General features: G+C 67.5%; 17 protein-coding genes. 10 read left to right on the top strand and 7 right to left on the bottom strand.

Features of this window, described 5'->3' with window-relative positions; genetic code table 11:
- Positions 1 to 14: 14 nt before the first annotated feature.
- The 3 genes from lpdA to G9V96_RS02495 all read right to left on the bottom strand — a co-directional run bounded on the left by lpdA (position 15) and on the right by G9V96_RS02495 (position 5,398).
- The gene (gene lpdA, locus G9V96_RS02505; RefSeq protein ID WP_168581623.1) at positions 15 to 1,394 is read right to left on the bottom strand and encodes a dihydrolipoyl dehydrogenase; all 1,380 of its coding nucleotides are present in this window, start codon (positions 1,392 to 1,394) and stop codon (positions 15 to 17) included.
- 261 nt (positions 1,395 to 1,655) lie between these two features.
- Entirely contained in the window at positions 1,656 to 3,830 is a 2,175-nt protein-coding gene (locus tag G9V96_RS02500; protein WP_226913396.1) for an acyltransferase family protein, read from the bottom strand.
- A 44-nt stretch (positions 3,831 to 3,874) separates the two neighbouring features.
- Positions 3,875 to 5,398 (bottom strand): leucyl aminopeptidase, encoded by a 1,524-nt coding sequence (locus tag G9V96_RS02495; RefSeq protein ID WP_168581622.1) that lies wholly within the window; start codon positions 5,396 to 5,398, stop codon positions 3,875 to 3,877.
- A gap of 120 nt (positions 5,399 to 5,518) precedes the next feature.
- Between G9V96_RS02495 and gcvT the strand changes: the two genes are divergently transcribed.
- The gene (gene gcvT, locus G9V96_RS02490; RefSeq protein ID WP_168581621.1) at positions 5,519 to 6,628 is read left to right on the top strand and encodes a glycine cleavage system aminomethyltransferase GcvT; all 1,110 of its coding nucleotides are present in this window, start codon (positions 5,519 to 5,521) and stop codon (positions 6,626 to 6,628) included.
- A gap of 171 nt (positions 6,629 to 6,799) precedes the next feature.
- Positions 6,800 to 7,549: a TSUP family transporter gene (locus tag G9V96_RS02485; RefSeq protein WP_168581620.1), complete on the top strand. Its 750-nt coding sequence runs from the start codon at positions 6,800 to 6,802 to the stop codon at positions 7,547 to 7,549.
- A gap of 2 nt (positions 7,550 to 7,551) precedes the next feature.
- Here the strand turns inward: G9V96_RS02485 and G9V96_RS02480 are convergent, their stop codons facing one another.
- The gene (locus G9V96_RS02480; RefSeq protein ID WP_210424445.1) at positions 7,552 to 8,340 is read right to left on the bottom strand and encodes an adenosylcobinamide-GDP ribazoletransferase; all 789 of its coding nucleotides are present in this window, start codon (positions 8,338 to 8,340) and stop codon (positions 7,552 to 7,554) included.
- The gene (gene cobU / locus G9V96_RS02475) at positions 8,337 to 8,912 is read right to left on the bottom strand and encodes a bifunctional adenosylcobinamide kinase/adenosylcobinamide-phosphate guanylyltransferase (RefSeq protein ID WP_168581619.1); all 576 of its coding nucleotides are present in this window, start codon (positions 8,910 to 8,912) and stop codon (positions 8,337 to 8,339) included. The genes G9V96_RS02480 and cobU overlap by 4 nt, the downstream gene beginning before the upstream one ends.
- 315 nt (positions 8,913 to 9,227) lie before the next feature.
- Here cobU and G9V96_RS02470 point away from each other — a divergent pair, with 315 nt between their 5' ends.
- From G9V96_RS02470 to G9V96_RS02450, 5 genes are all read left to right on the top strand, one after another.
- On the top strand, positions 9,228 to 10,286 hold the full coding sequence (locus G9V96_RS02470; RefSeq protein ID WP_226913394.1) for a cobalamin biosynthesis protein: 1,059 nt from the start codon (positions 9,228 to 9,230) through the stop codon (positions 10,284 to 10,286).
- Between the two features lies 1 nt (position 10,287).
- The gene (locus tag G9V96_RS02465) at positions 10,288 to 11,808 is read left to right on the top strand and encodes a cobyric acid synthase (RefSeq protein ID WP_168581618.1); all 1,521 of its coding nucleotides are present in this window, start codon (positions 10,288 to 10,290) and stop codon (positions 11,806 to 11,808) included.
- Between the two features lie 70 nt (positions 11,809 to 11,878).
- Positions 11,879 to 12,526: a TIGR03085 family metal-binding protein gene (locus G9V96_RS02460; RefSeq protein WP_168581617.1), complete on the top strand. Its 648-nt coding sequence runs from the start codon at positions 11,879 to 11,881 to the stop codon at positions 12,524 to 12,526.
- A gap of 70 nt (positions 12,527 to 12,596) precedes the next feature.
- On the top strand, positions 12,597 to 13,061 hold the full coding sequence (gene hisI / locus G9V96_RS02455) for a phosphoribosyl-AMP cyclohydrolase (RefSeq protein WP_168581616.1): 465 nt from the start codon (positions 12,597 to 12,599) through the stop codon (positions 13,059 to 13,061).
- Positions 13,058 to 14,605 carry an anthranilate synthase component I gene (locus G9V96_RS02450; RefSeq protein ID WP_168581615.1) on the top strand — a complete coding sequence of 516 codons (1,548 nt, stop codon included), beginning with the start codon at positions 13,058 to 13,060 and terminating at the stop codon, positions 14,603 to 14,605. Before hisI ends, G9V96_RS02450 begins: the two co-directional genes overlap by 4 nt.
- A 63-nt stretch (positions 14,606 to 14,668) precedes the next feature.
- On the opposite strand, the gene G9V96_RS02445 is transcribed toward G9V96_RS02450, so the two are convergent.
- Positions 14,669 to 16,522: a BCCT family transporter gene (locus G9V96_RS02445; RefSeq protein ID WP_168581614.1), complete on the bottom strand. Its 1,854-nt coding sequence runs from the start codon at positions 16,520 to 16,522 to the stop codon at positions 14,669 to 14,671.
- A 364-nt stretch (positions 16,523 to 16,886) separates the two neighbouring features.
- On the opposite strand from G9V96_RS02445, the gene G9V96_RS02440 reads away from it, so the two are divergent.
- The 3 genes from G9V96_RS02440 (at position 16,887) to G9V96_RS02430 (ending at position 19,310) form a co-directional block, all read left to right on the top strand.
- A complete protein-coding gene (locus G9V96_RS02440) occupies positions 16,887 to 18,332 on the top strand; it encodes a sodium/glutamate symporter (RefSeq protein ID WP_168581613.1) in 1,446 nt (481 codons plus the stop codon).
- 81 nt (positions 18,333 to 18,413) lie between these two features.
- Positions 18,414 to 18,947 (top strand): Trp biosynthesis-associated membrane protein, encoded by a 534-nt coding sequence (locus G9V96_RS02435; RefSeq protein WP_168581612.1) that lies wholly within the window; start codon positions 18,414 to 18,416, stop codon positions 18,945 to 18,947.
- Between the two features lie 138 nt (positions 18,948 to 19,085).
- On the top strand, positions 19,086 to 19,310 hold the full coding sequence (locus G9V96_RS02430; RefSeq protein ID WP_168581611.1) for an HGxxPAAW family protein: 225 nt from the start codon (positions 19,086 to 19,088) through the stop codon (positions 19,308 to 19,310).
- A gap of 77 nt (positions 19,311 to 19,387) precedes the next feature.
- Here G9V96_RS02430 and G9V96_RS02425 read toward each other — a convergent pair whose 3' ends face one another.
- Positions 19,388 to 20,020: a DUF4190 domain-containing protein gene (locus G9V96_RS02425; RefSeq protein ID WP_168581610.1), complete on the bottom strand. Its 633-nt coding sequence runs from the start codon at positions 20,018 to 20,020 to the stop codon at positions 19,388 to 19,390.
- Between the last annotated feature and the right edge of the window lie 97 nt (positions 20,021 to 20,117).

Raw genomic sequence — 20,117 nt, 5'->3', positions numbered from 1 at the left:
GTCCGCGGGCGCGCTCAGGAGTGGGCGTGCAATGGCTTTCCTGCGAGGGCCATGTGTGCCTCGCCAAGTGACTCGTTTTGGGTGGGGTGAGCGTGGACCAGAGCAGCCACTTCTTCAGGTAGGGCTTCCCACCCGACGATGAGCTGCGCCTCGCCGACCTGCTCCCCCATGCGGGCTCCAACCATGTGGATGCCGACGACCGGGCCATCCTTCACGCGGACTACCTTGACGAAACCGGCAGTGGCAAGAATCTGGCTCTTGCCGTTGCCACCAAGGTTGTACTCGTAGGCCTCGACCTCATTGTGTACCTCTTTGGCCTTCTCCTCGGTCAGCCCGACGGAGGCGATCTCGGGGTCGCAGTAGGTGACTCGCGGGATTCCCGACTCATCGATCGGGGTGGGGTCCAACCCGGCGATGTCTTCGGCCACGAAGATGCCTTGCGCGAAACCGCGGTGTGCCAACTGCAATCCGGGGACGATGTCACCCACTGCACGCACACCCGGCACGTTCGTGCGGCAGCGCTCGTCGGCCAGGACGAAGCCGCGCTCCATGTTCAGGCCGATCTGGTCATAGCCCAGGCCCTCGGTGACCGGACCGCGCCCGACCGCGACCAGGAGCAGGTCGGCGCTGAGTTCATCCCCGGACTCCAGCGTGAGGGTGACCTCGGAGTCGTTCTGGCTCGCGCTGGCGAAGCGCGCTCCGGTCTTGACGGTGATCTTGCGTTTCTTGAAGGCGCGGGTGAGAGCCTTGGAGATCGCCTCATCCTCTGCGGCCACCAGACGCGGCAGCGCCTCGACGATGCTCACCTGGGCACCGAAGGAGCGGTAGATGGAAGCGAACTCCACGCCGATCACCCCACCGCCCAGGACAATGACGCGCTCGGGAACGCTCTCCAGACGCAGTGCCTGCTCGCTGGTGACGATCCGTCCGCCGATCTCGAGTCCGGGCAGCGACTTGGCGTACGAACCGGTGGCCAGAACAAGGTTTTTCCCGACGATTGGGCGCCCGTCAACCTCGATGGTGTCCGGTGCGACGACCTTGCCGGCACCCTCGATGTAGGTGACGTTGGCGTGCTTGACCAGGCCTTGCAGCCCCTTGTGCAGCCGGGAGACGACGCCGTCTTTGAAGGTGTGAACCCCGCTCATGTCGACCGCGTCGAGGTTGGCGCGCACGCCGAACTTCTCGCTATCGCGAACGTTGTCGGCCACTTCGGCGGCGTGCAGCATCGCCTTCGTGGGGATGCAGCCGCGGTGCAGGCAGGTACCGCCGAGCAGATCCTTTTCAATCAGCGCCACGTTCAGGCCGAGCTCACTGGCCCGAAGCGCGCACGCATAACCGCCGCTGCCGCCCCCCAAAATGACGATGTCGTACGGGGCCTGGTTTGCAGCAGTCATCGAAACGCTCCTTCGCGTGGTGCACGACCGGTCAGGGCCCGGCGTGCTGAGCACAGCGCCACCGGATCACGGGGGTGCCGGGCAACAGCAGTCATCCTGTCAGACCGGGGCCGCTGCCGCTTGTCCTCCAGCGGATGCGGCGCGTCTCAGCAGCCGCTGCCCAACCGGGTGCCCACCAGAGCCGGACGGGTGTCGCCGGGTCAGCGTCGAGAACCCGTCGCGCGGCCACCGGCGGCACCTACCGAAGGAACTGATCCTTGTTCAGTGCGGTTGCGATGCCAGCGCACGCTCCAGCAGGGCCTCAGCCACCGCCGGCATCGCGGCCTGCGAGAAGTGCGAGCCGTCGGGGCGAGCCACTCCGGAGCCGTCGGGGGCGGGGCGCTGGTCGCCCTGGCTGACGGGGAGGCGGTCATCGCACGGGTTCTCCTCGTCGCGGCAATACACATCGTCCATGGTGATCACCGAGACCCTAGGGTTGGCCGCTGCGTTCTCTCGCAGGATGCGGTTCCACTTTTCGCGCAGCTCGTTCTCATCTCGCAGCCGCAGCAGGAAGGGATCGCACGAGGTCGGGGTGCACCGAGAAGCCAAGCCGGTGCCGACCCGGTCGGTTTCGACGAACACCAAGTGCGCGCCATTGGCGGTCAGTCGCGCGATGGCGGTAGCCAGGTCCGCGCGCTGGGCCGCCCAGAACGCCGGGCTGCCGGCCCGCAAGCGGGCTCCGTTCGGCCCCAACCGATCCGCTAGTTCATAGCGCGACCACCAGATGACCAGGCCCGGGTTGGACTCCTTGACCACGCGCTCCTGCTCGCTGGGGACCACTCGGCCGCAGCGGCCTTCAGCGATCGGTGTGCCTTGGCCGTCCAGGGCGACCACCCCCAAGGCGGGGCAACCGCCGCGGGCAGCGCCCAGTACGGTCAGGCCACGCCTTTCGCCGGCGGGTGAGATAGCAGGCATCAACCGCCGAATGACACTGTCCCCGACGAGCACCACCGTGGAGGCGTCGCCCCGGTTGGCGGCGGCGGAGGCGGGGACAACTGCTGCCAGGGGAGTGCCGCCCAGCGTGGCGCAGACCCCGAGGCAGACCGCCAGCGCGCTCGCCCCGATGGGTACCACCCGCAGCGGGCGCACCCGCGCCAGCCGACCGGTGCGGATCGGGGTCTCCACCAGGTGATAGGACAGCGCAGCCAGAGCGATCGTCAACGCCACCGCCAAGGCCGCCCGGCGGGGGGAGAAACCGTGGCCGTCGACGATCCAGACCGCCAGCGGCCAATGCCACAAGTAGATCCCATAGGAGATGCGGCCCAGATAGGCCATCGGGGTCGAACCGAGGAACAGGCTCAGGCCGTGGCGGCGGTCGGCGAGCGTCGTGGCCATCACCAGCACCACAGTGCAGATCGAGAACAGCAACGCGCCGCCGCTGAAATAGAACGGATGCGGCCCGCCGAGAAAGACCACCCCGGCCACGACGCCCGCCAACCCTGCCACCATCAGTAGCTGGGCATGCCGCCCCACCTGTGCGCGCCACCGTGGCCGGATCATCAGGGCCGCCGCTGCCGCGCCCAACAGCGGCTCGAAAATCTTGGAGTCGGTGCCCATGTAGGCACGATCCGGTGAGGTGGGTTCGAACCACCAGGAGAGCAGAAAGACCGAAAGGGCCGCGAGCGCCAGGGCCAGGATTAGGGTTGCCGAAGCCATCCGGCGGCGTCGCCTCGCGTGCGCTTCGAAGCGCTCCGAGGAGTCCAACGGCCGAGCGGTGCCGGTGCTCGCGTCGATGATGTGCGCGCGGGTCCGCAGGACCACCGCCGCCACCAGGGTCAACAGCAGCGGCCAGACCAGGTAGAACTGCTCCTCCACGGCCAAGGACCACACATGCAGCAGCGGAGAACTCGTGCCATCGTCGGCGAAGTACCCCGAGGAGGAGATGAAGCGCCAGTTCCCGACATACAGCAGCGACCACAGCGCATCTGCCCCCAGAGAGGGGCGCCGGTAGGGCTCGGCAACGAACAACCCCCACAGCATCACCGAGGTGATGACCAGCAGTGACGCCGGCATCAGCCGCAGCAGTCGCCTGGTCCAGAACCGCCCGAGGTCGATCCGTCCGTGCTCATTTACTTCGCGCAGCAGCAATGAGGTGATGAGGAAACCGGACAGGACGAAGAAGACGTCCACGCCCAGGTAGCCGCCGCTCAGGCCCGGGAGGCTGACGTGGAATGCAACGACCAGCAGCACCGCGATCGTGCGCAGCCCATCCAAGGCGTCCAGCCGACGCGGGCGTGCACCCCGACGGCCGGAAGCGGTGGGCGCGGACATACTCACGGCCTGGGTGACCTCCTGCGGGCCGTGCACGACGCCGCGTCGTTGGTGCGCGGGTTCGCGCGCTGGAAGGGGAAGGCGCCGACCAGCGACGCCCCGGCGCAGGCGCCTCGCGCCCGCCACCTGTGCACCTTATCGGCAGGTGGCGGGCGCGATGAAGGCCTGGATCAGCAGTAGCCGCGAGCGAATTCGACGAGGGTAGCGACCGAGAAGCCGGTTCCGCCCTTGGGCGTGTACCCGAACGCGCTCCCGTCGTTGTAGGCCGGTCCCGCGATGTCGATGTGACCCCAGGAGATGGGCTCACCCTCTTGGCCCTTCTTGGCGAACTCGCGCAGGAAGGCCGCCGCGACCATCGAGCCACCCACCGGTTCCCCGGTGTGCTTGATGTCGGCCACCACCGAATCCATGCCGGCCCGGGTTTCTTCGGTGATCGGCATCGGCCAGACCGACTCACCGGCCACTGCAGCGGCACTGGTCAGCGAACCCTGCAACTCGTCGTCGTTGGCCATCACGGCCGCAGTGCGGTTACCCAGAGCCACGATGGCAGCACCGGTCAGGGTGGCCACGTCCACGATGGCGTCGGGGCCGGACTCGGCGGCCAGGCTGATGCCGTCGCCCAGCACCATGCGGCCCTCGGCGTCGGTGTTGATGATCTCGACCGTCATGCCGTTGCGCATCGTCACGACATCGCCGGGGCGTTGGGCGTTGGCGCTGGGCATGTTCTCGGCCAGGCACAGGTAGCCGGTGACTGCCACCGGTAGGCCCAACTCGGCCACGGCAAGGACTGCTGCGGCCACGGCGGCGGCGCCGCCCATGTCGCACTTCATCGTCACCATGCTGCCGCCGGGCTTGATGCACAGGCCGCCGGAGTCGAAGGTGATGCCCTTGCCGACCAGCGCCAGATGCGTCTTGGCCTTGCTGGGCTCGTAGGACATCGTCACGATGCGCGGGGGACGGGCGCTACCCTGCCCGACGCCGATGATGCCTCCGAAGCCGCCCTCGGCCAGCGCCGCCTCATCCAGCACGGAGATCTTCACGCCGCGGGGGGCGCGCTTCTTGACGGCTTCGGCGAAGCTCTGCGGGTACAGCTCGTTCGGGGCGAGGTTGACCAGGTCGCGGGCCCAGTTCTGCTGGCGGGCGATGACCTCGGCATTGGCGGCAGCGGCGGTGAGCCGCTTGTTGCCTGCCTTGCCCACGATGATGTCAACGCGCCCGACCGGAGCCTTGGCGTCCTTGCGGGCGGCGGCGCTGCGGTGCTGGTCGAAATGGTAGGAGCCCAGGCAGGCGCCGGAGGAGACCGCGCCCACGGTGTCCTCGTCCAGTCTCGGCGGCACGATGGCCACCCGCTGGGTGCCGTTGAGCGCCCGGACTGCAGCGCCACTGGCGCGGCGGATCGACTCCAGCGTCGGCTCTTCACCGGCCTGAGCGCCCGAACCGGCGACGAGCACGGTGGCGGCTGTGATCTTGGGGACGGCGTGCAGCTTGATGACTTCGTCGGCCTTGCCGGTGGCGCCGAAGGCGCTCAGCGCGGTGAGGATGTGCTGGGTGGCTGCTTTGGGCAGCTCTTCGGTACCCGCAAGGATGATCGGGGCCGCCGCACCCTTCTTGCCGGAGCCTTTGCCGCTGAAGATGACGAGGGCGTCGGCCTGCGCATCGGCGGGCGTGGTGTTGGCCAGGGCCAGGGTGGTCACGAGGTCCTTCTCTCTGTGGGAGGTCGGGTCTTGCGGTCAGAGGCGCCGTCATGAAGACGCGGTTGCGCGACTCACCGCAACTCCGAGAATAACGACGCATTGGCGGGCTACGGTGGCGATATGACTGAGCCCGAGCTCCTTACTTCTCCTTTGCACGAGCGTCACGTCGCGTTGGGCGCCAAGATGGCCGACTTCGGCGGCTGGTTGATGCCGATCGAGTATCCCGGTGGCGGGGTGCTCAAGGAACATGCCGCGGTACGCGAAGGCGTCGGTATCTTCGACGTCTCCCACCTGGGCAAGGCCGTCGTGCGCGGACCGGGTGCGGTGGATTTCGTGAACTCGTGCTTCACCAACGACCTGCGAAAGATCGTTCCGCCCAAGGCGCAGTACACGATGTGCTGCGACGAGAGCACCGGTGGGGTCGTCGACGACCTCATCCAGTACATCAAGAGCGAAGACGAGGTATTCCTCATCCCGAACGCGGCGAACACCACCGAGGTGGTGCGTCGGATGCGCGAACAGCTCCCGGAGGGGCTGGAACTGGTGGACCAGCACCACGAATACGCAGTCATCGCGGTGCAGGGGCCGCGCTCGGATGAGGTCCTGCAGGCTCTGGGACTTCCCACCGGGCACGAGTACATGTCCTTCGACTCCACCGAGTGGAACGGCGCCCCGCTGACGGTGTGCCGTACCGGTTATACCGGTGAGAAGGGCTACGAGCTGGTCCCGCGCTGGGAGGACGCTGCTGCGCTGTGGGACGCCCTGGTCGAGGCCATGAAGCCCTATGACGGCCTGCCGTGTGGACTCGGCGCCCGTGACACGCTGCGCACCGAAATGGGTTACGCCCTGCACGGCCACGAACTGTCCATGGACATCACCCCCAACATGGCGCGGGCCGGTTGGGCTGTGGGTTGGAAGAAGGACGCGTTCTGGGGCAAGGAAGTCCTGAGCGCGCAGCGGGCCGAGAAGAGTTGCCGACTGTCGTGGGGGCTGCTGGTTCAAGGGCGGGGGATCCCGCGCAAGGACTGCGTCGTGAAGGACAACGACGGCAACGAGATCGGAGTGGTGACCTCGGGGACGATGTCGCCGACCCTGCGCACCGGCATCGCCCTGGCGCTGCTGGATCGCGGCGTCACCGAAGGGGACGCGGTGGTCATCGACGTGCGCGGCCGCGAGGTCGTCGCCACGGTCACCAAGCCACCCTTCGTCGAGGCCGGCGTGCACGACTGAGCCGGACCGGCGCGATGCATGGGCCCGATACGTGCCCGAGCCCGCGCCATCCCGAGACGCTCAAGAACTGAATGACCTCTACCTCGGCGCCGCCGGTAGCCTGTCGCACAGGCCGCCGGCGGCGCTGTGCGCGCCCGACACATCAACCTCGACAGGTGAGGGGATCACCGCATGGAGCTGTGGTTCGTGGCCGGTTGCGCGGTACTGCTCGGTGCGGTGCTGCAGCGGCTGTCCGGAACCGGGGTGGGGCTGGTGGTGGCCCCGATTCTGTCGCTGCTGATCGGCCCAGGCCCAGGGGTGCTCGTCACCAACGCCACCACGACCGTCTCAGGGTTTCTCATCATGCTGGCGGTTCGCCATGACGTCGATTGGGCGACCTGCCGGCGCCTCTGCCTCGCCGCGGCGGTGGGTGCGGTTCCCGGCGCCTTGATCGTGCGGGAACTGGCACTGCCCTGGCTGCAGGTCGTCGTCGGCGGGGTCGTCCTGCTGGCGGTGGCCACTACGGTCGCCGTCCGGGATCTGCCCCACATCGAGGGCGCAGGGGCGACCGCCCTGGCCGGGCTCATCGGCGGGCTGCTCAACACCACGGCTGGTGTGGCAGCCCCTGCGATGGTCATCTATTCGCGGCTGCGCCGTTGGCCGCAGGAAACTTTCGCCGCGACGATGCAGCCGGTGTTTATGACGATGGGCGCGTTGTCGGTGCTGCTGAAGACGGTGCTCGGATCGGTGCCTTCTTCGCAACTGCCGCCCTGGTGGACGCCGCCGGCGATCGTGATCCTCGTGGTGGTGGGCTCCTGGGTCGGGGGTCGGTTGGCGCGCGTCGTCCCTGTAGCGGTGGCCGGCAAGCTCGCCGTCACCCTGGCCCTGCTCGGTGGCGCTTCAGCGCTGATCCGCGGCAGCCTTGCCCTGCTTGGCGGGTGAATTCAGGCCACCAGCAGCGCCGCCATCACCAGCGCGCTGGCGGCGCTGATCTCGATACCCGCCCCCAGGACGTCCCCGGTGATGCCCCCGAAGCGTTGCACGCAGCGACGCACCAGCAGTGCAGTAGCCACAGCTGCGGTGCATACGATGATCGGCGCCTGCCACCACACCCCGCCCGTGATTGATAGCGCGAACCCGCCGAGCAGACCCAACGCCATCCCGCTCAGCACGGGCGCACCCGGATGTACCGAGCCTGCAAAGGTGGCGCCCAATCCTGTCGGCCGCGCACTGGGAATACCGCGCGCGGTGCCCAGGGACAGAATCCAGCGCGAACTGAGCAACGCTAGCGCGCCGAGCACGATGCCGTGCCACGACCCGGCCAGGTAGGAAGCACCGCTCACCTGCAGACCAAGCACGATGGCGATCCCGGCTGCGCCGCTGGGCCCGACGTCACCGGTCTTCATGACCTGTAGCGCCCGTTCGCGGTCGTAACTGGCCGACAGCGCATCAGCGACGTCGGCCAGGCCGTCGAGATGCATTGCGCGGGTGGCCAACACCACGCCCGTGACGGCGATCGCCCCAGACAGGAGCGCGGGAGCGCCGATGAGCAGGGAGAACGCTCCCCAGCCCAGCCACCAGAGCACGACTGGCCAGGCCCCGATGGGCGCCAGCAGCATCGCTGCGCCGGCGACCCGGGTGTCGACCCGGGAGGGGGGAGTGACGGGGACGGCGCTGAGCATCCCGGCGGCGAGGCGCCAGGCATCCAGCAGCACCGGGGCCGGCGCGCTCACGTCAGGGCTCGGGCGCGCGCAGCGGCCTCGATACTCGGGCATGCCGTCAGGTCGAGCACGCGCCCGGCCACGACGAGCAACACCTCATCGCAGGCATCGGCGACCGCCCGGTTGGTGCGGCCGAGTTCGTCGCGGAAGAACCTGCCGGAGGCGCTGGAGGGAACAACGCCGAGACCGACCTCATTACTGACCAACACCACCGATGCATCGGTTTCCCCTAGCGCCGCCACCAGGTCCGCGCGAGCCTCGGCGAGCACGCGGGCGGCGCCGGCAAGGTCATCCCAGGCGTGGGCATCATCGACGACCCGGGTCAGCCAGGTACCCAGACAGTCCACCAACGCAGGGGTCGAACCTTGCCTGAGCACACCGGCTACATCGCCGGTTTCGTGAGTGGTCCAGGAAGCCGGGCGACGCAGACGGTGCGCGGCCACCCGCGCGGCCCACTCGGTGTCGTGCTCGTCCGGGACCGGTCCAGGGGCGATATAGCGGACCCCCTCGCGGTGGGCCACGAGCTGCTCAGCCAGCTCGCTCTTGCCGCTGCGGACGCCGCCCAGGACCAGGATGCGGCTCATGAGATCGCCGCGATGTGCTGGGTTACAAGACGGGCGGGGTGAGGCAGGGCGGTGCGCATGGATCCTCCAGCGATGGCGATAAGTGCTCGGCCGACTGTGTGCTACCACGCCAGCCGGTGTCGCGAGCGTATAGCGCGGGCAACACAGCCCGGCGCGACTACGCCGATCCCCGGCAAAGCAGACCGGTCGGAGCGCTGATTTCACCCCCCCGGGGGGGCATCGCCCGCGGGCAGGTGGTGGCGGTCGCGCAGACCTGCGCCGCCTGGATGCGCCCATCCACGCCGCCGTCGGGCCCGAGCAGGCAGACTCAGCAGCGTGAGACCTCCACGCGCCCTGACCTGCCGAACCAGCCGACCCTCCCAGCGCCGTGCCCTGGCCCGGGCCGCTGGACTGGGCGCCGGTTGGCTCATCGATCTCGCGGTGGGCGACCCGCAGCGCGGCCATCCGGTCGCGCTCTTCGGAACCCTCGCCAGCGGACTGGAGAAGCGGCTTTACGCCGACTCCCGCGTCGCTGGCACGGTCTACGCCGGGGTCCTGGTAGGCGCGGTCGCTGGTGGCGGGCTGCTCATCGAAAAACGGGCCGATGGGCCCTGGAGCACCGCAGCCGCCACCGCCGCGTCAACCTGGGTAGTCCTGGGGGGACGCAGCCTGGCCCGCGAAGGCGCGGTCATGGCGCAATTGCTGCAGGGCGACGACCTGCCCGGGGCGCGGGCCCGGCTCAGCCATCTGTGCAGCCGGGACGCCCGCGACCTCAGCCCGCAGGAGGTGGCTCGCGCCACCGTAGAGTCCTTGGCCGAGAACACTTCGGACGCCGTCGTCGCGCCGCTGTTCTGGGGGGCCATGGCCGGCGTGCCCGGGCTGCTGGGGTACCGCGCTGCAAACACCCTTGACGCCATGGTCGGGTACCGCTCCCAGCGTTATCGGCAGTTCGGCTGGGCCTGCGCCAGGCTCGATGACCTGCTCAATCTGGTTCCGGCTCGGATCGCCGCAGCCCTGACGGTGGTTCTAGCGCCGGTGGTCGGCGGCTCTCCAGCAGCGGCCCGCCGAGCCTGGCGCCGCGATGCCCCAGCCCACCCCAGCCCGAATGCCGGTCCGGTGGAGGCTGCTTTCGCGGGAGCGCTCGGGGTGGTGCTGGGCGGGGCCAACAGCTACGAGGGGGACGTGGAGGACCGAGGCCGACTCGGCGACGGAATGGCGGTACAGGTTGGCGATGTGGCGCGAACGGTTCGGTTGTCTCAGGCGGTCGGAGCCAGCTCAGCGATGTTCGCGGGGGTGGCGGCGGTGGTAGCGGAGGCACTGAAGTACGCAGCCGCAGGCTCGCCAGGGAAGAGGGTGTGGCCGACGACCCGCTCTCGGGTGCGCGAGGATGGGTGACATGGCTCGTGGACTGTTGCTCGCCGGTACGACCTCCGATGCAGGTAAAAGCCTGCTGACCGCCGGGATGTGTCGATTCTTGGCGCGGCGGGGCGTGCGGGTGGCGCCCTTCAAGAGCCAGAACATGTCGAACAATTCGATGGTCTGCCCCGGCGGCGGGGAGATCGGTCGGGCGCAGTGGGTGCAGGCCATCGCGGCCCGAGCGGTACCCGAGGTAGCGATGAATCCGGTGTTGCTCAAACCTGGCTCGGATCGACGCAGCCACGTGGTCCTGATGGGCAAACCGGCCGGGGAACTGGGCACCGGGGAATGGGCTACCGGACGCACCGAATTGGCCAAAGCCGCCTACGCCGCCTTCGACGACCTCCAGTCACGCTTCGACGTGGTCATCGCTGAAGGTGCGGGCAGCGCGGCGGAAGTCAACTTGCGCAGCGGCGACTACGTCAACCTCGGGCTGGCCCGCGCCGTCGACCTGCCGGTGGTGGTGATCGGGGACATCGACCGCGGGGGAGTGCTGGCCGCGATGTACGGCACCTGGGCGCTGCTCGAGGATGCCGATCGGGCGCATCTTTCCGGATGGATCGTCAACAAGTTCCGCGGCGATGTGGAACTGCTGCGGCCCGGACTGCAGATCATCGAAGAAAAGACCTCCCTGCCCGTTTTCGGGGTGGTTCCCTGGCTGCCGGATGCCTGGCTGGATGGGGAGGACGCGCTGACCCTGGGCGGGTGGCAACGCGGCGGAAACGAGCACGAGCAGGCACCGGACGACAGCGCCACCCTCATCGTGGCCGTCACCCGTTTCCCGCGGCTGTCCAATGCCACCGACATCGATGCGCTGGCTGCCGAGCCGGGGGTCGAAGTGGTCCTCACCGACGACCCGGCGGTCATCGACCGCGCCGACCTGGCCTTCCTGCCTGGTAGCCGTGCCACCTGTTCAGACTTGGCGTGGCTACGCCAGCGCGGCATCGAACCGGCTTTGGCTGCCAGAGCGGAACGCGGCGCGCCGATCCTCGGAGTGTGCGGCGGGTATCAGATGCTGGCCGAGCAGATCGAAGACCCCGAAGGTATCGAAAGCCGCGGGTTGCCGGACTCGGGCGGGCACACCGGCGGTCTGGGCTTGCTCTCGACCCGGGTTCGCTTCGGTGGGGACAAGAAGCTCGATACGCCGGTGGGTTCCTGGCGTGGTCATGAGGTGCGCGCGTACGAGATTCACCACGGTGTGGCCGAGTTGCACGCTGCGCCGGGAGAACTCGGGCAGGAGGATCCGCCGCCGGCCGACCCCTTCCTGGACGGTTGGCAGCAGGGGGCGGTCTTTGGCACCACCTGGCACGGTGCATTCGAAAACGATGACTTCCGCCGCGCATTCCTGGCCGAGGTCGCTGAACGCTCGGGCTCGGCCTGGCGGGCGCGCACCGACGCCCCCGGCTTCGCCGCTCGGCGCGAGTCGATGATCGAGCGCCTCGCGGATGCCGTTGAAGAGCACCTGGACATGGCCGCCCTGCTGGCGCTGATGGAGTTGTAGAAGCAAGGCCGGGCCCGCTGGTCCGGCTCACCGACAGGACAGCGTCAGAATCGGCTGACACGATGACGCCATGACTGGACTCGCTCAGCTTGAACGTGAAGCTCTCTGCTCCACCCTGGCCAAGGCCGGGCCCGACGCGCCTACCCTGTGCCCCGGATGGTCCACCCGTGACCTGGCCGCCCACCTCGTCATCCGGGAAAGGCGCCCCGACGCCTCGCCTGGCATCCTGTTGCCGGCCCTGGCCGAGCGCACCCAGCGGGTGCAGGCCACCTACGCAGCCCAAGAATGGCCGACGCTCATCGACATGGTGCGTGAGGGCCCTCCCGGCTGGAACCCCACTCGAGTCCCGACCGTCGATGACGCCATCAACCTCGCGGAGTTCTTCGTCCACCACGAAGATGTGTTGCGCGCTGACCCGGCATGGACGCCAGAGCAGGTCCGCCGACTCGGGCCGGACGAAGAGGCTGCGCTGTGGTCCCGGATCCGGCAGGTGGGCCAGTTGTCCTTCCGTCGGGCACCGGTCGGGGTGGTGCTGAACGCCCCCGGCTTCGGTCGCCGTTCGGTGAAGGGGCCGACCAAACTCGGAACCGTGGTCGTCGAAGGAAGCCCCGGAGAACTCGTGCTCTTCGGCTTCGGTCGTACCGAGGTCGCTCAAGTCCGGTTCGAGGGTGAGCCGGACTCCATTGCCGCGCTGCGCCAAGCCGAGTTCGGCGTCTGAGCTACGCCGAGGGCGACCGCTGCGCGAGGCCTCAGCCCGGCCGGTCTCAACGGCCGTGCACAATGGCGCGGTGACTCCTTCTTCGCACCAGCAATCGCCGCTGGACCCTCAGTTGGCTGCCCGGCTCAAGCGCGATGCCCACGGTCTCATCGCCGCGGTGATCCAACAGCACGACACCGGCGAAGTCCTCATGCTCGGTTGGATGGACGACGAAGCATTGCACCGGACCTGCACCAGCGGCCGGGTGACGTTCTGGTCGCGCAGCCGCCGGGAGTACTGGCGCAAGGGTGACACCTCCGGACATCGCCAGTACGTGCGCGGCGTGGCGTTGGATTGTGACGGCGACGCAGTGCTGGTGCGGGTGGATCAAGTCGGAGCCGCCTGCCACACCGGCGCCCAGTCCTGTTTTTTCACCGACCTGCAGGCCCGTCAAGGTTTCCAGAACGGCAGCGGTGGCGCCGAAGAGACCAACGGCAGCGAGGGCAACAACGGCGTCGAGCACCGCGCCGGACACGAGATGGGGGAGTTGGCATGAGCGCGACACCGCACGAGCCGGTGGCCCTGACCTACGGGCAGATCTGGCCGGATCGAGACACCTTCCTGCGCCTGGCCGCCGACCGGCGGGTCATCCCGGTGGTACGGCGGTTGCTGGCCGACTCTGAGACGCCGGTGGGTGTGTATCGCAAGCTCGCCAAGAATGCCCCCGGCACCTTCTTGTTGGAATCGGCCGAACACGGTGGAGTGTGGTCCCGCTATTCGATCATCGGGGCGGGTAGCCGGGCGATTCTGAGCGAGAGCGGCGGTGAAGCGACCTGGATCGGTACCCCGCCGGCGGGGGTCCCTACCGGCGGTGACCCGCTGGAGGTGTTGCGCCAGTGCGTGTCCACGCTGGCCACCGAGCCCATCCCCGGGCTGCCACCACTGACCAGCGGCATGGTCGGCATGATCGGCTATGACGCGGTGCGGCGTTGGGAGCAGGTGCCCGATGAGAACCCCGACGACCTGCAGTTGCCGGAACTGGCGATGATGCTCACCAGCGATCTGGCCGTCATGGATCACACCGACGCCTCGGTGCTGTTAGTGGCCAACGCGATCAACTACGACGGTTCCCCCGATCGGGTGGAGCAGGCCTGGGCTGATGCGTGCACCCGCTTGGAGCGGATGACCCAGGATCTGGCCAGCCCGGCCCCGAGCACGGTCGCCACATTGTGTCCGACAGAGGCCGACGCGGTGAGCACGATGCAGGTGCCGGAGTACCTGGCTGTGGTGGAGGCGGGTAAGGAAGCGATTCGGGCCGGAGAGGTGTTCCAGGTGGTCCTCTCCCAACGTTTCGAAGCGGACTGCCCGGCCGACGCGTTGGAGGTGTACCGGGTGCTGCGCACCACGAACCCCAGCCCGTACATGTACCTACTCCGACTCACCCGGCCTGACGGCACCCGGTTCGACGTCGTCGGCAGTAGCCCGGAGGCGCTGGTGAAGGTCAGCGGCGATCGGGTCATCACCCATCCGATTGCCGGTTCGCGCCCTCGAGGAGCGACCCCCGAGCAGGACGCAGCGCTGGAAGCCGAACTGCGTCAGGACACTAAGGAATGCGCTGAGCATGTGATGCTCGTCGACCTGTCCCGTAACGACCTGCAGCGAGTCTGTCAGGTCGGCACGGTGGAGGTCGTGGAGCTGATGAGCGTGCGGCGCTACAGCCACATCATGCACCTGGAATCTACGGTCGTCGGGCGTTTGGAGCCCGGGTGCAGCGCCTACGACGCGCTGGCGGCGACCTTCCCCGCGGGCACCCTCTCCGGGGCGCCGAAGCCGCGAGCGATGGCACTGATCGACGAGTTGGAAACCCGGCGGCGGGGGCTCTACGGCGGTGTCGTGGGCTATCTGGACCTGCACGGCGACCTCGATATGGCCATCGCCATCCGGACCGCCATCATCAGCGGTGGAAAGGCCTATGTGCAGGCCGGAGCGGGCATCGTCGCCGACTCTGTGCCTGAGAGTGAAGAAGCCGAGTGCCGCCACAAGGCGGCCGCCGTCCTCAAAGCAGTGGGGGCGGCCGCGACGCTGCGCGCATTGGAGTGAGCCGGCGTGGGCCAGGCATCACCGCCTGGCCCACGCTGGTCAATCTGGCTGCATCAGGTCCGCTCAGTCTGCGGTAGTGCTGCGCTGGGCTGAGTCGTGGCCGGCGGGCGCATCGTGCGCGCCTGCTTCGGCTATCCCAGGGTCGGCCGAGCTGGAGCCGGTGCGCTGTTCGCCGCTGCGGTTCTTATCCGCGGGGGTGAGGTCGGCTCGCTCGTAGCCAGCGGTCTCCGGTGCCGCGATCAACACGCCAGAAGACGTGGTGAAATGCGGATCCAGCACGCAGTCAGCGCTGGAAGCAGCCTCCAGGTCTCCTTCGGCGCGGCGTCGCTGCACCTCCTCCGGAGGCAGCACTTGACGCCACTGCTTGGTCTGCAGCGGAAGCAGTTCACCAGCGTCCTCACGCAGAGCGCGCAGCAACGACCAGATCATGAAGTAGCCCAGCGCGAAGAAGGGTAGCCCGATCACGGTGATCACCTGGGAGAGGGCGTCCAATCCGGTGGTGCCGGTGGCGGTGAGGATGACCGCCGCGATGGCGCCGATCCCGATCACCCAGGTCGCCCGCTGGTGCAGCGGCGCCAGCCGGTCATCGTCGTACCCGGTGCTCATCTTGTCCAGCACCAGTGCTGCCGAGTCCATGGAGGTGATGAAGAAGGTGGCGACCAGCAGGATGGAGAAGCCGGACATGAAGCTCGCGGCCGGATAGTTCTGCAGGAAGGTGAACAGGGCGCCGGGAATGTCGCCGTCATCGACGACGCTCTTGACCAATCCGCCACTGCCGTTCATTTCGATGTCGAATGAGGCGAACCCGAAGACGCCGTACCAAACGAGGCTGAACATGACCGGGGCGGCCAGCACCCCGGTGATGAAGCCGCGGATGCTGCGGCCGCGGGAGATCTTGGCGATGAAGATACCCACGAAAGGCGACCAGGTGATCGTCCACGCCCAGTAGAAGACCGTCCAGCCGTCCTGCCAGCCGGAATCGTTGAAGGTGTCGTTCCAGAAGGCGAGGTAAGGAAGGTTCCGCGCGTAGATGCCGACCGTCTCTACCGTGCCTTTCAGCAGCGTCAAGGTGGGGCCGAAGACGACGACGAAGACGAGCAGTGCCACCGCCGCGAGGATGTTGACGTTGGAGAGCACTTTGATGCCGCGGTCCAGGCCGAGGCTGACCGAGATGAATGCGGCCATCGTCACCGCAGCGATAATGGCGATCTGGGCAAACGCGCCCTGCTCGATACCGAACAACCGCGACAGCCCGCTGTTGATCTGCAAGGTTCCGAGCCCGATGGAGACGGCGACACCGAATACCGAACCGACGATCGCGATGATGTCGATGGTTCGACCGATCGGGCCGTGGATCCCATCACCCAGCAGCGGGAAGAACAGCGAGCTGACCCGAGGTGGCAGATTGCGCTGATAGATGAAGTAGGCGAAGGCAAGCGAGGGCAGCGCGAAGATGGTCCAGGTGTGCAGGCCGAAGTGGTACAGCGTGAAAGCCATCGCTTCTTGCGCAGCTGCTGCTGTGCCCGGCTCCACATCCTGCAGCGGGGGATTGGCGAAGTGTGAGATCGGCTCCGCGACGCCCCAGAACATGAGGATCGTGCCGATTCCGGCCGCGAAAAGCATGGCGAACCATGTCCCGAACGAGTGTTCGGGCTCCTCGTCGCGAGGCGACAGGCGGATCCGCCCGAACCGGCTCAGAGCCAGATAGATGAGGAAGAGCAGGAAGATCGTCACCCCGGCGATGTAGAACCAGCCGAGGTTGGTGATGATCCAACCCGAAGCTGCCGAGAACGTCCTATCGACGGCCTCAGGGAACAGCAGGGTCAGGATGACGAATAAGACCGTCGTCCCCACCGATCCGAAAAAGATGGTCGGGCTGGTGCGTAAACGGAGTGCATCGTGAAGTCGAGTGAGCATGGGATCCCCTGTGACATCGTCGACGTCGCAGCGTCATGGACCCGATGTCCGGGACGGTTTCGTGCACGGCACAACGCTCCGCGCGACCTCCGGCCGCGCGACGGCCGGCTCCCTCGTGGAGGACCGACGACGTGTTCACTTGTGGTCCGTCTGACTCGCGCCGAGCGGCGGAGAATTTCGAACGTGCTCTTTGACGGTACACAACACTTACGTCCGGTTAGAGTTCCCCCTACCGAAACCGGAATCCCCCCGCTTCCGGCGGTAAACGCTAAACCTGGCTGAACAACGTCTTGACCTGCACTGTCTGCCCCTCCTGCCATCCGGCGGTGCGCCCACGCCTGCGGGCGGCCCTGAAAGGACCCCAATGTCGGCCAACATCATCGGCTTGTCGCTCCTGCTCCTCGGCCTCATCCTGTTATTAGCCAAGGTCGTACGTATCAACGCCGGTTGGGCCCAGCGGCTTTTCTTGCCCAGTTCGATCATCGGCGGCTTCGCTGCGTTGGCCCTAGGTCCTGAGGTGTTGGGAACCATCGCCTCATCGCTGGGAAGCGACCGCTTCGCCGAGGCGGGAATCTTCACCCCTGAGATCCTGCAGGTGTGGAAGTCGCTGCCAGGTCTTCTCATCAGCATCGTCTTCGCCACCCTTTTCCTGGGTGAATCGCTGCCGACGCCCAAACGCGCAGCTCGCCTCGTCGGTCCGCAGCTGTCGGTAGGCGTCGTGTTGGCCTCGGGCCAATACGTGGTGGGTCTGCTGCTGGCACTTCTCGTGCTGGGGCCGCTGTTCGGCACCAACCCGATGGCTGGCGCCCTCATCGAGATGGGTCTGGAAGGCGGCCACGGAACGGCTGCCGGTATGCGCGGAGTGATGGAAGAACTGGGCTTCCCCGAAGGTGCCGACCTCGCCCTGGCAATGGCCACGGTCGGTGTGGTCGGCGGCATCGTCTTCGGTGTGGCCCTCATCAACTGGGGTGTGCGCACCGGCAGGACGAAATGCCTGGACGGCGCGCTGGAGCAGTCCTTGGACGAGCAGCGCGGCTTGTTCCGCGGAGATGAGCAGTACCCGGCCGCGATGATGACCACACGGCCGGCCTCCATCGAACCGTTGGCGTTGCACTTCGGGTTCGCTTCGGTGGCGGTGCTGTTCGGTGTGCTGCTGCTCAAGGGGCTGCAATGGATCGAACAGCTTTTGTGGGCTGACGTCGTGGAGATCCTGGCCTACGTGCCGCTGTTCCCGGTGGCCATGCTCGGTGGTGTCGTGGTGCAGCTGCTGCTGGACAAGACCGGTAACGGCGGCATCATCGACCAGGGCATGATGCTGCGCATCCAGGGGCTCGCCTTGGATCTGCTCATCATCTCGGCGCTGGCCACGTTGTCGCTGACAGCGATCGCGGCGAACTGGCAGCCGTTCATCATTTTGGCCGTGGCGGGTGTGGCCTGGAACGTCTTCGTCTTCCTGGTGCTCGTGCCACGCATCATCCGTAAGTACTGGTTCGAGCGCGGTATCGGTGACTTCGGGCAGTCCATGGGAGTCACCGCGACCGGCCTGATCCTGATGAAGATTGCCGACCCGGAGAACGAGAGCCCCGCGTTGGAGGCCTTCGGTTACAAGCAGCTCATCTTCGAGCCCTTCTTCGGTGGTGGCTTGATCACCGCAGCCGCCATCCCGATCATCGCCGAGTTCGGCTTGATCCCCCTTCTGATCTTCATGTCGGTGGTACTGGTCTGCTTCCTCATCCTCGGCATCTTCTACTACGGGCGCCACCCCGAGGTGGACGTCGCGGGAGACCCACAACCCTCTGTCGCCAACTGAGCATCCGGGCGCCGCGGCCGGTCCCGATATGGTGGACCAGCCGCGGCGTCCGCCTGCGGTCGCACTCGTGAAGGGGATGCCGTGGGGCTAGCGCGTCGAACCATCGTCATGGCCGGCATCCTGGGCGGCCTCGGGGCCGGAGCCGCCGCCATCCCGGTCTGGGTGAGTGGAGTCGGCCTGGACCAGATCGGCAGCGCCCGACCCGATTCGGCCACCGGAACCGTTGCCTCCGGGATGGTGATGCCCGCCGCGCTGTCGTTGGCCGCGGCAATGCTTGCCGGGATGCTGGCCCGCGGTCTGGTTCGGCGGTTGTGCGGGGCCCTGGCGGCTGGTTGCGGCGTGCTGGTCGTGGTGGCTGCGGTGAGGGTGATCACCGATCCGACTCAGGCACTCGCCACCGCCACAACGTCTTCGGTGCAGGTGCAGCAGGCCGGCCTGACGCCCTGGCCGTGGGCGGCGATCCTGTGCGCTCTGCTCGGCACCGCAGCCGGAGCGTTGATGGCTTTTGCGTCGTGGCAGGAACCGACAACCCGCTATGAGCGCTCCTCGCCTACTGCGAGCAGACCGATGAGCCAGTGGGAGCAACTATCTGCCGGTGAGGACCCCACGGTGTGAATCGGGGATGCATCGGCGTGCTCGTCACCTCGGCACGGCGAACTCCTGACACAATGAGGTCAATGATGTGCGCCGAATCAGTGCGGCGCCGCACGATCGAGACTACGGCCGGTTCACGGTTCGACAAGGAGCGCCTCCATGGCAGAGTCACACGGCAATAGCACCGCAGCTTGGACGGGCGTGGGCATCATCCTTCTCGCCACCCTGATCACCTGCATCGGTGTCATCCTCGGCTCGCCGACGCTGTGGATCCCAGGCGCCGTGCTGGTGGTTGTCGGCGTCGTTGCCTGGATTGTGCTGGACAAGGCCGGCTACGGGGAGAACGGCCACCGCAGCAAGAAGGGCACCTCTGCAGTGCGCTGAGAACTTTGTGCGGGCAGCAGACGCGGGGTCCCTCCGATCGCTCGGAGGGACCCCGCGTCGTTGCATGTTGCCTCGGCTCAGGTAGCCGGAAGCGTCGTGTCCTCTACCGACATGACACTTTCGAAGCACGCCTCTTGTTCGCTCTGCGGCAGCTGGGCACACTTCATGAAGCCGTCGAAGTCGCCGCTGTTCATCAGGCCGATCAACAACGTCCCGAGGGTGATCGTCACCATCAGGCTGATCAGGGCCGAGACGATGCCGAGCACGAGGCCTGCAATGGCCATCCCCTTGCCGGCGGCGCGTCCTTGCGTGACCCGACGCAGAGCCAGGATGCCCAACACCAGCGCCACGACACCGGCCAGGATGCCGAGCACCGGGAGCCAGCTGCCCAGCAACGCCAGGATCCCCACCACCAGAGCGGCCACGGCCAGTCCCGTGGGCAACGGGGCCGGAGCTCCGTAGGCGGCAGTAGCGTAAGCCGGTTGGTTAGGCATCCCGTACCCAGCAGCGCCGACATAGCCGGGCTCAGCGCCGGGCTGCTGATACTGGGAACCGGAGCCGTAGGGTGCCGCGTAGGGGGGCTGGGCGCCCGGGCCGGCGGCGGTGGATCCGCCGGGTCCGCCAGCGGCCGGGGTCCCATCGGCGGGCGGCCAGTTCGAGCCTGGCGAGGACTCATTCCCGGGGGGCCATGAGTTGTTGTTGTCGCTCATACATCTCCTCTGGTGAGTGCGTCCCTTTCAGGCTACGGCCCGCACCGGTATCTGCGGTGTTCCTCGGACGCACCTGCATTCCAAAGAACTTTTCTTC

Source organism: Gephyromycinifex aptenodytis (assembly GCF_012277275.1).
GTDB classification, from domain to species: domain Bacteria; phylum Actinomycetota; class Actinomycetes; order Actinomycetales; family Dermatophilaceae; genus Gephyromycinifex; species Gephyromycinifex aptenodytis.
The sequence above is the reverse complement of the archived record's forward strand: the minus strand, read 5'-3'. Positions and strand labels throughout refer to the sequence as shown.

Bases quoted from the DNA above. Each gene is read 5' to 3' on its own strand.
- lpdA (WP_168581623.1), bottom strand. From the start codon at position 1,394: ATGACTGCTGCAAACCAGGCCCCGTACGACATCGTCATTTTGGGGGGC.
- gcvT (WP_168581621.1), top strand. From the start codon at position 5,519: ATGACTGAGCCCGAGCTCCTTACTTCTCCTTTGCACGAGCGTCACGTC.
- G9V96_RS02485 (WP_168581620.1), top strand. From the start codon at position 6,800: ATGGAGCTGTGGTTCGTGGCCGGTTGCGCGGTACTGCTCGGTGCGGTG.
- cobU (WP_168581619.1), bottom strand. From the start codon at position 8,912: ATGAGCCGCATCCTGGTCCTGGGCGGCGTCCGCAGCGGCAAGAGCGAG.
- G9V96_RS02465 (WP_168581618.1), top strand. From the start codon at position 10,288: ATGGCTCGTGGACTGTTGCTCGCCGGTACGACCTCCGATGCAGGTAAA.
- G9V96_RS02460 (WP_168581617.1), top strand. From the start codon at position 11,879: ATGACTGGACTCGCTCAGCTTGAACGTGAAGCTCTCTGCTCCACCCTG.
- G9V96_RS02450 (WP_168581615.1), top strand. From the start codon at position 13,058: ATGAGCGCGACACCGCACGAGCCGGTGGCCCTGACCTACGGGCAGATC.
- G9V96_RS02445 (WP_168581614.1), bottom strand. From the start codon at position 16,522: ATGCTCACTCGACTTCACGATGCACTCCGTTTACGCACCAGCCCGACC.
- G9V96_RS02440 (WP_168581613.1), top strand. From the start codon at position 16,887: ATGTCGGCCAACATCATCGGCTTGTCGCTCCTGCTCCTCGGCCTCATC.
- G9V96_RS02430 (WP_168581611.1), top strand. From the start codon at position 19,086: ATGGCAGAGTCACACGGCAATAGCACCGCAGCTTGGACGGGCGTGGGC.
- G9V96_RS02425 (WP_168581610.1), bottom strand. From the start codon at position 20,020: ATGAGCGACAACAACAACTCATGGCCCCCCGGGAATGAGTCCTCGCCA.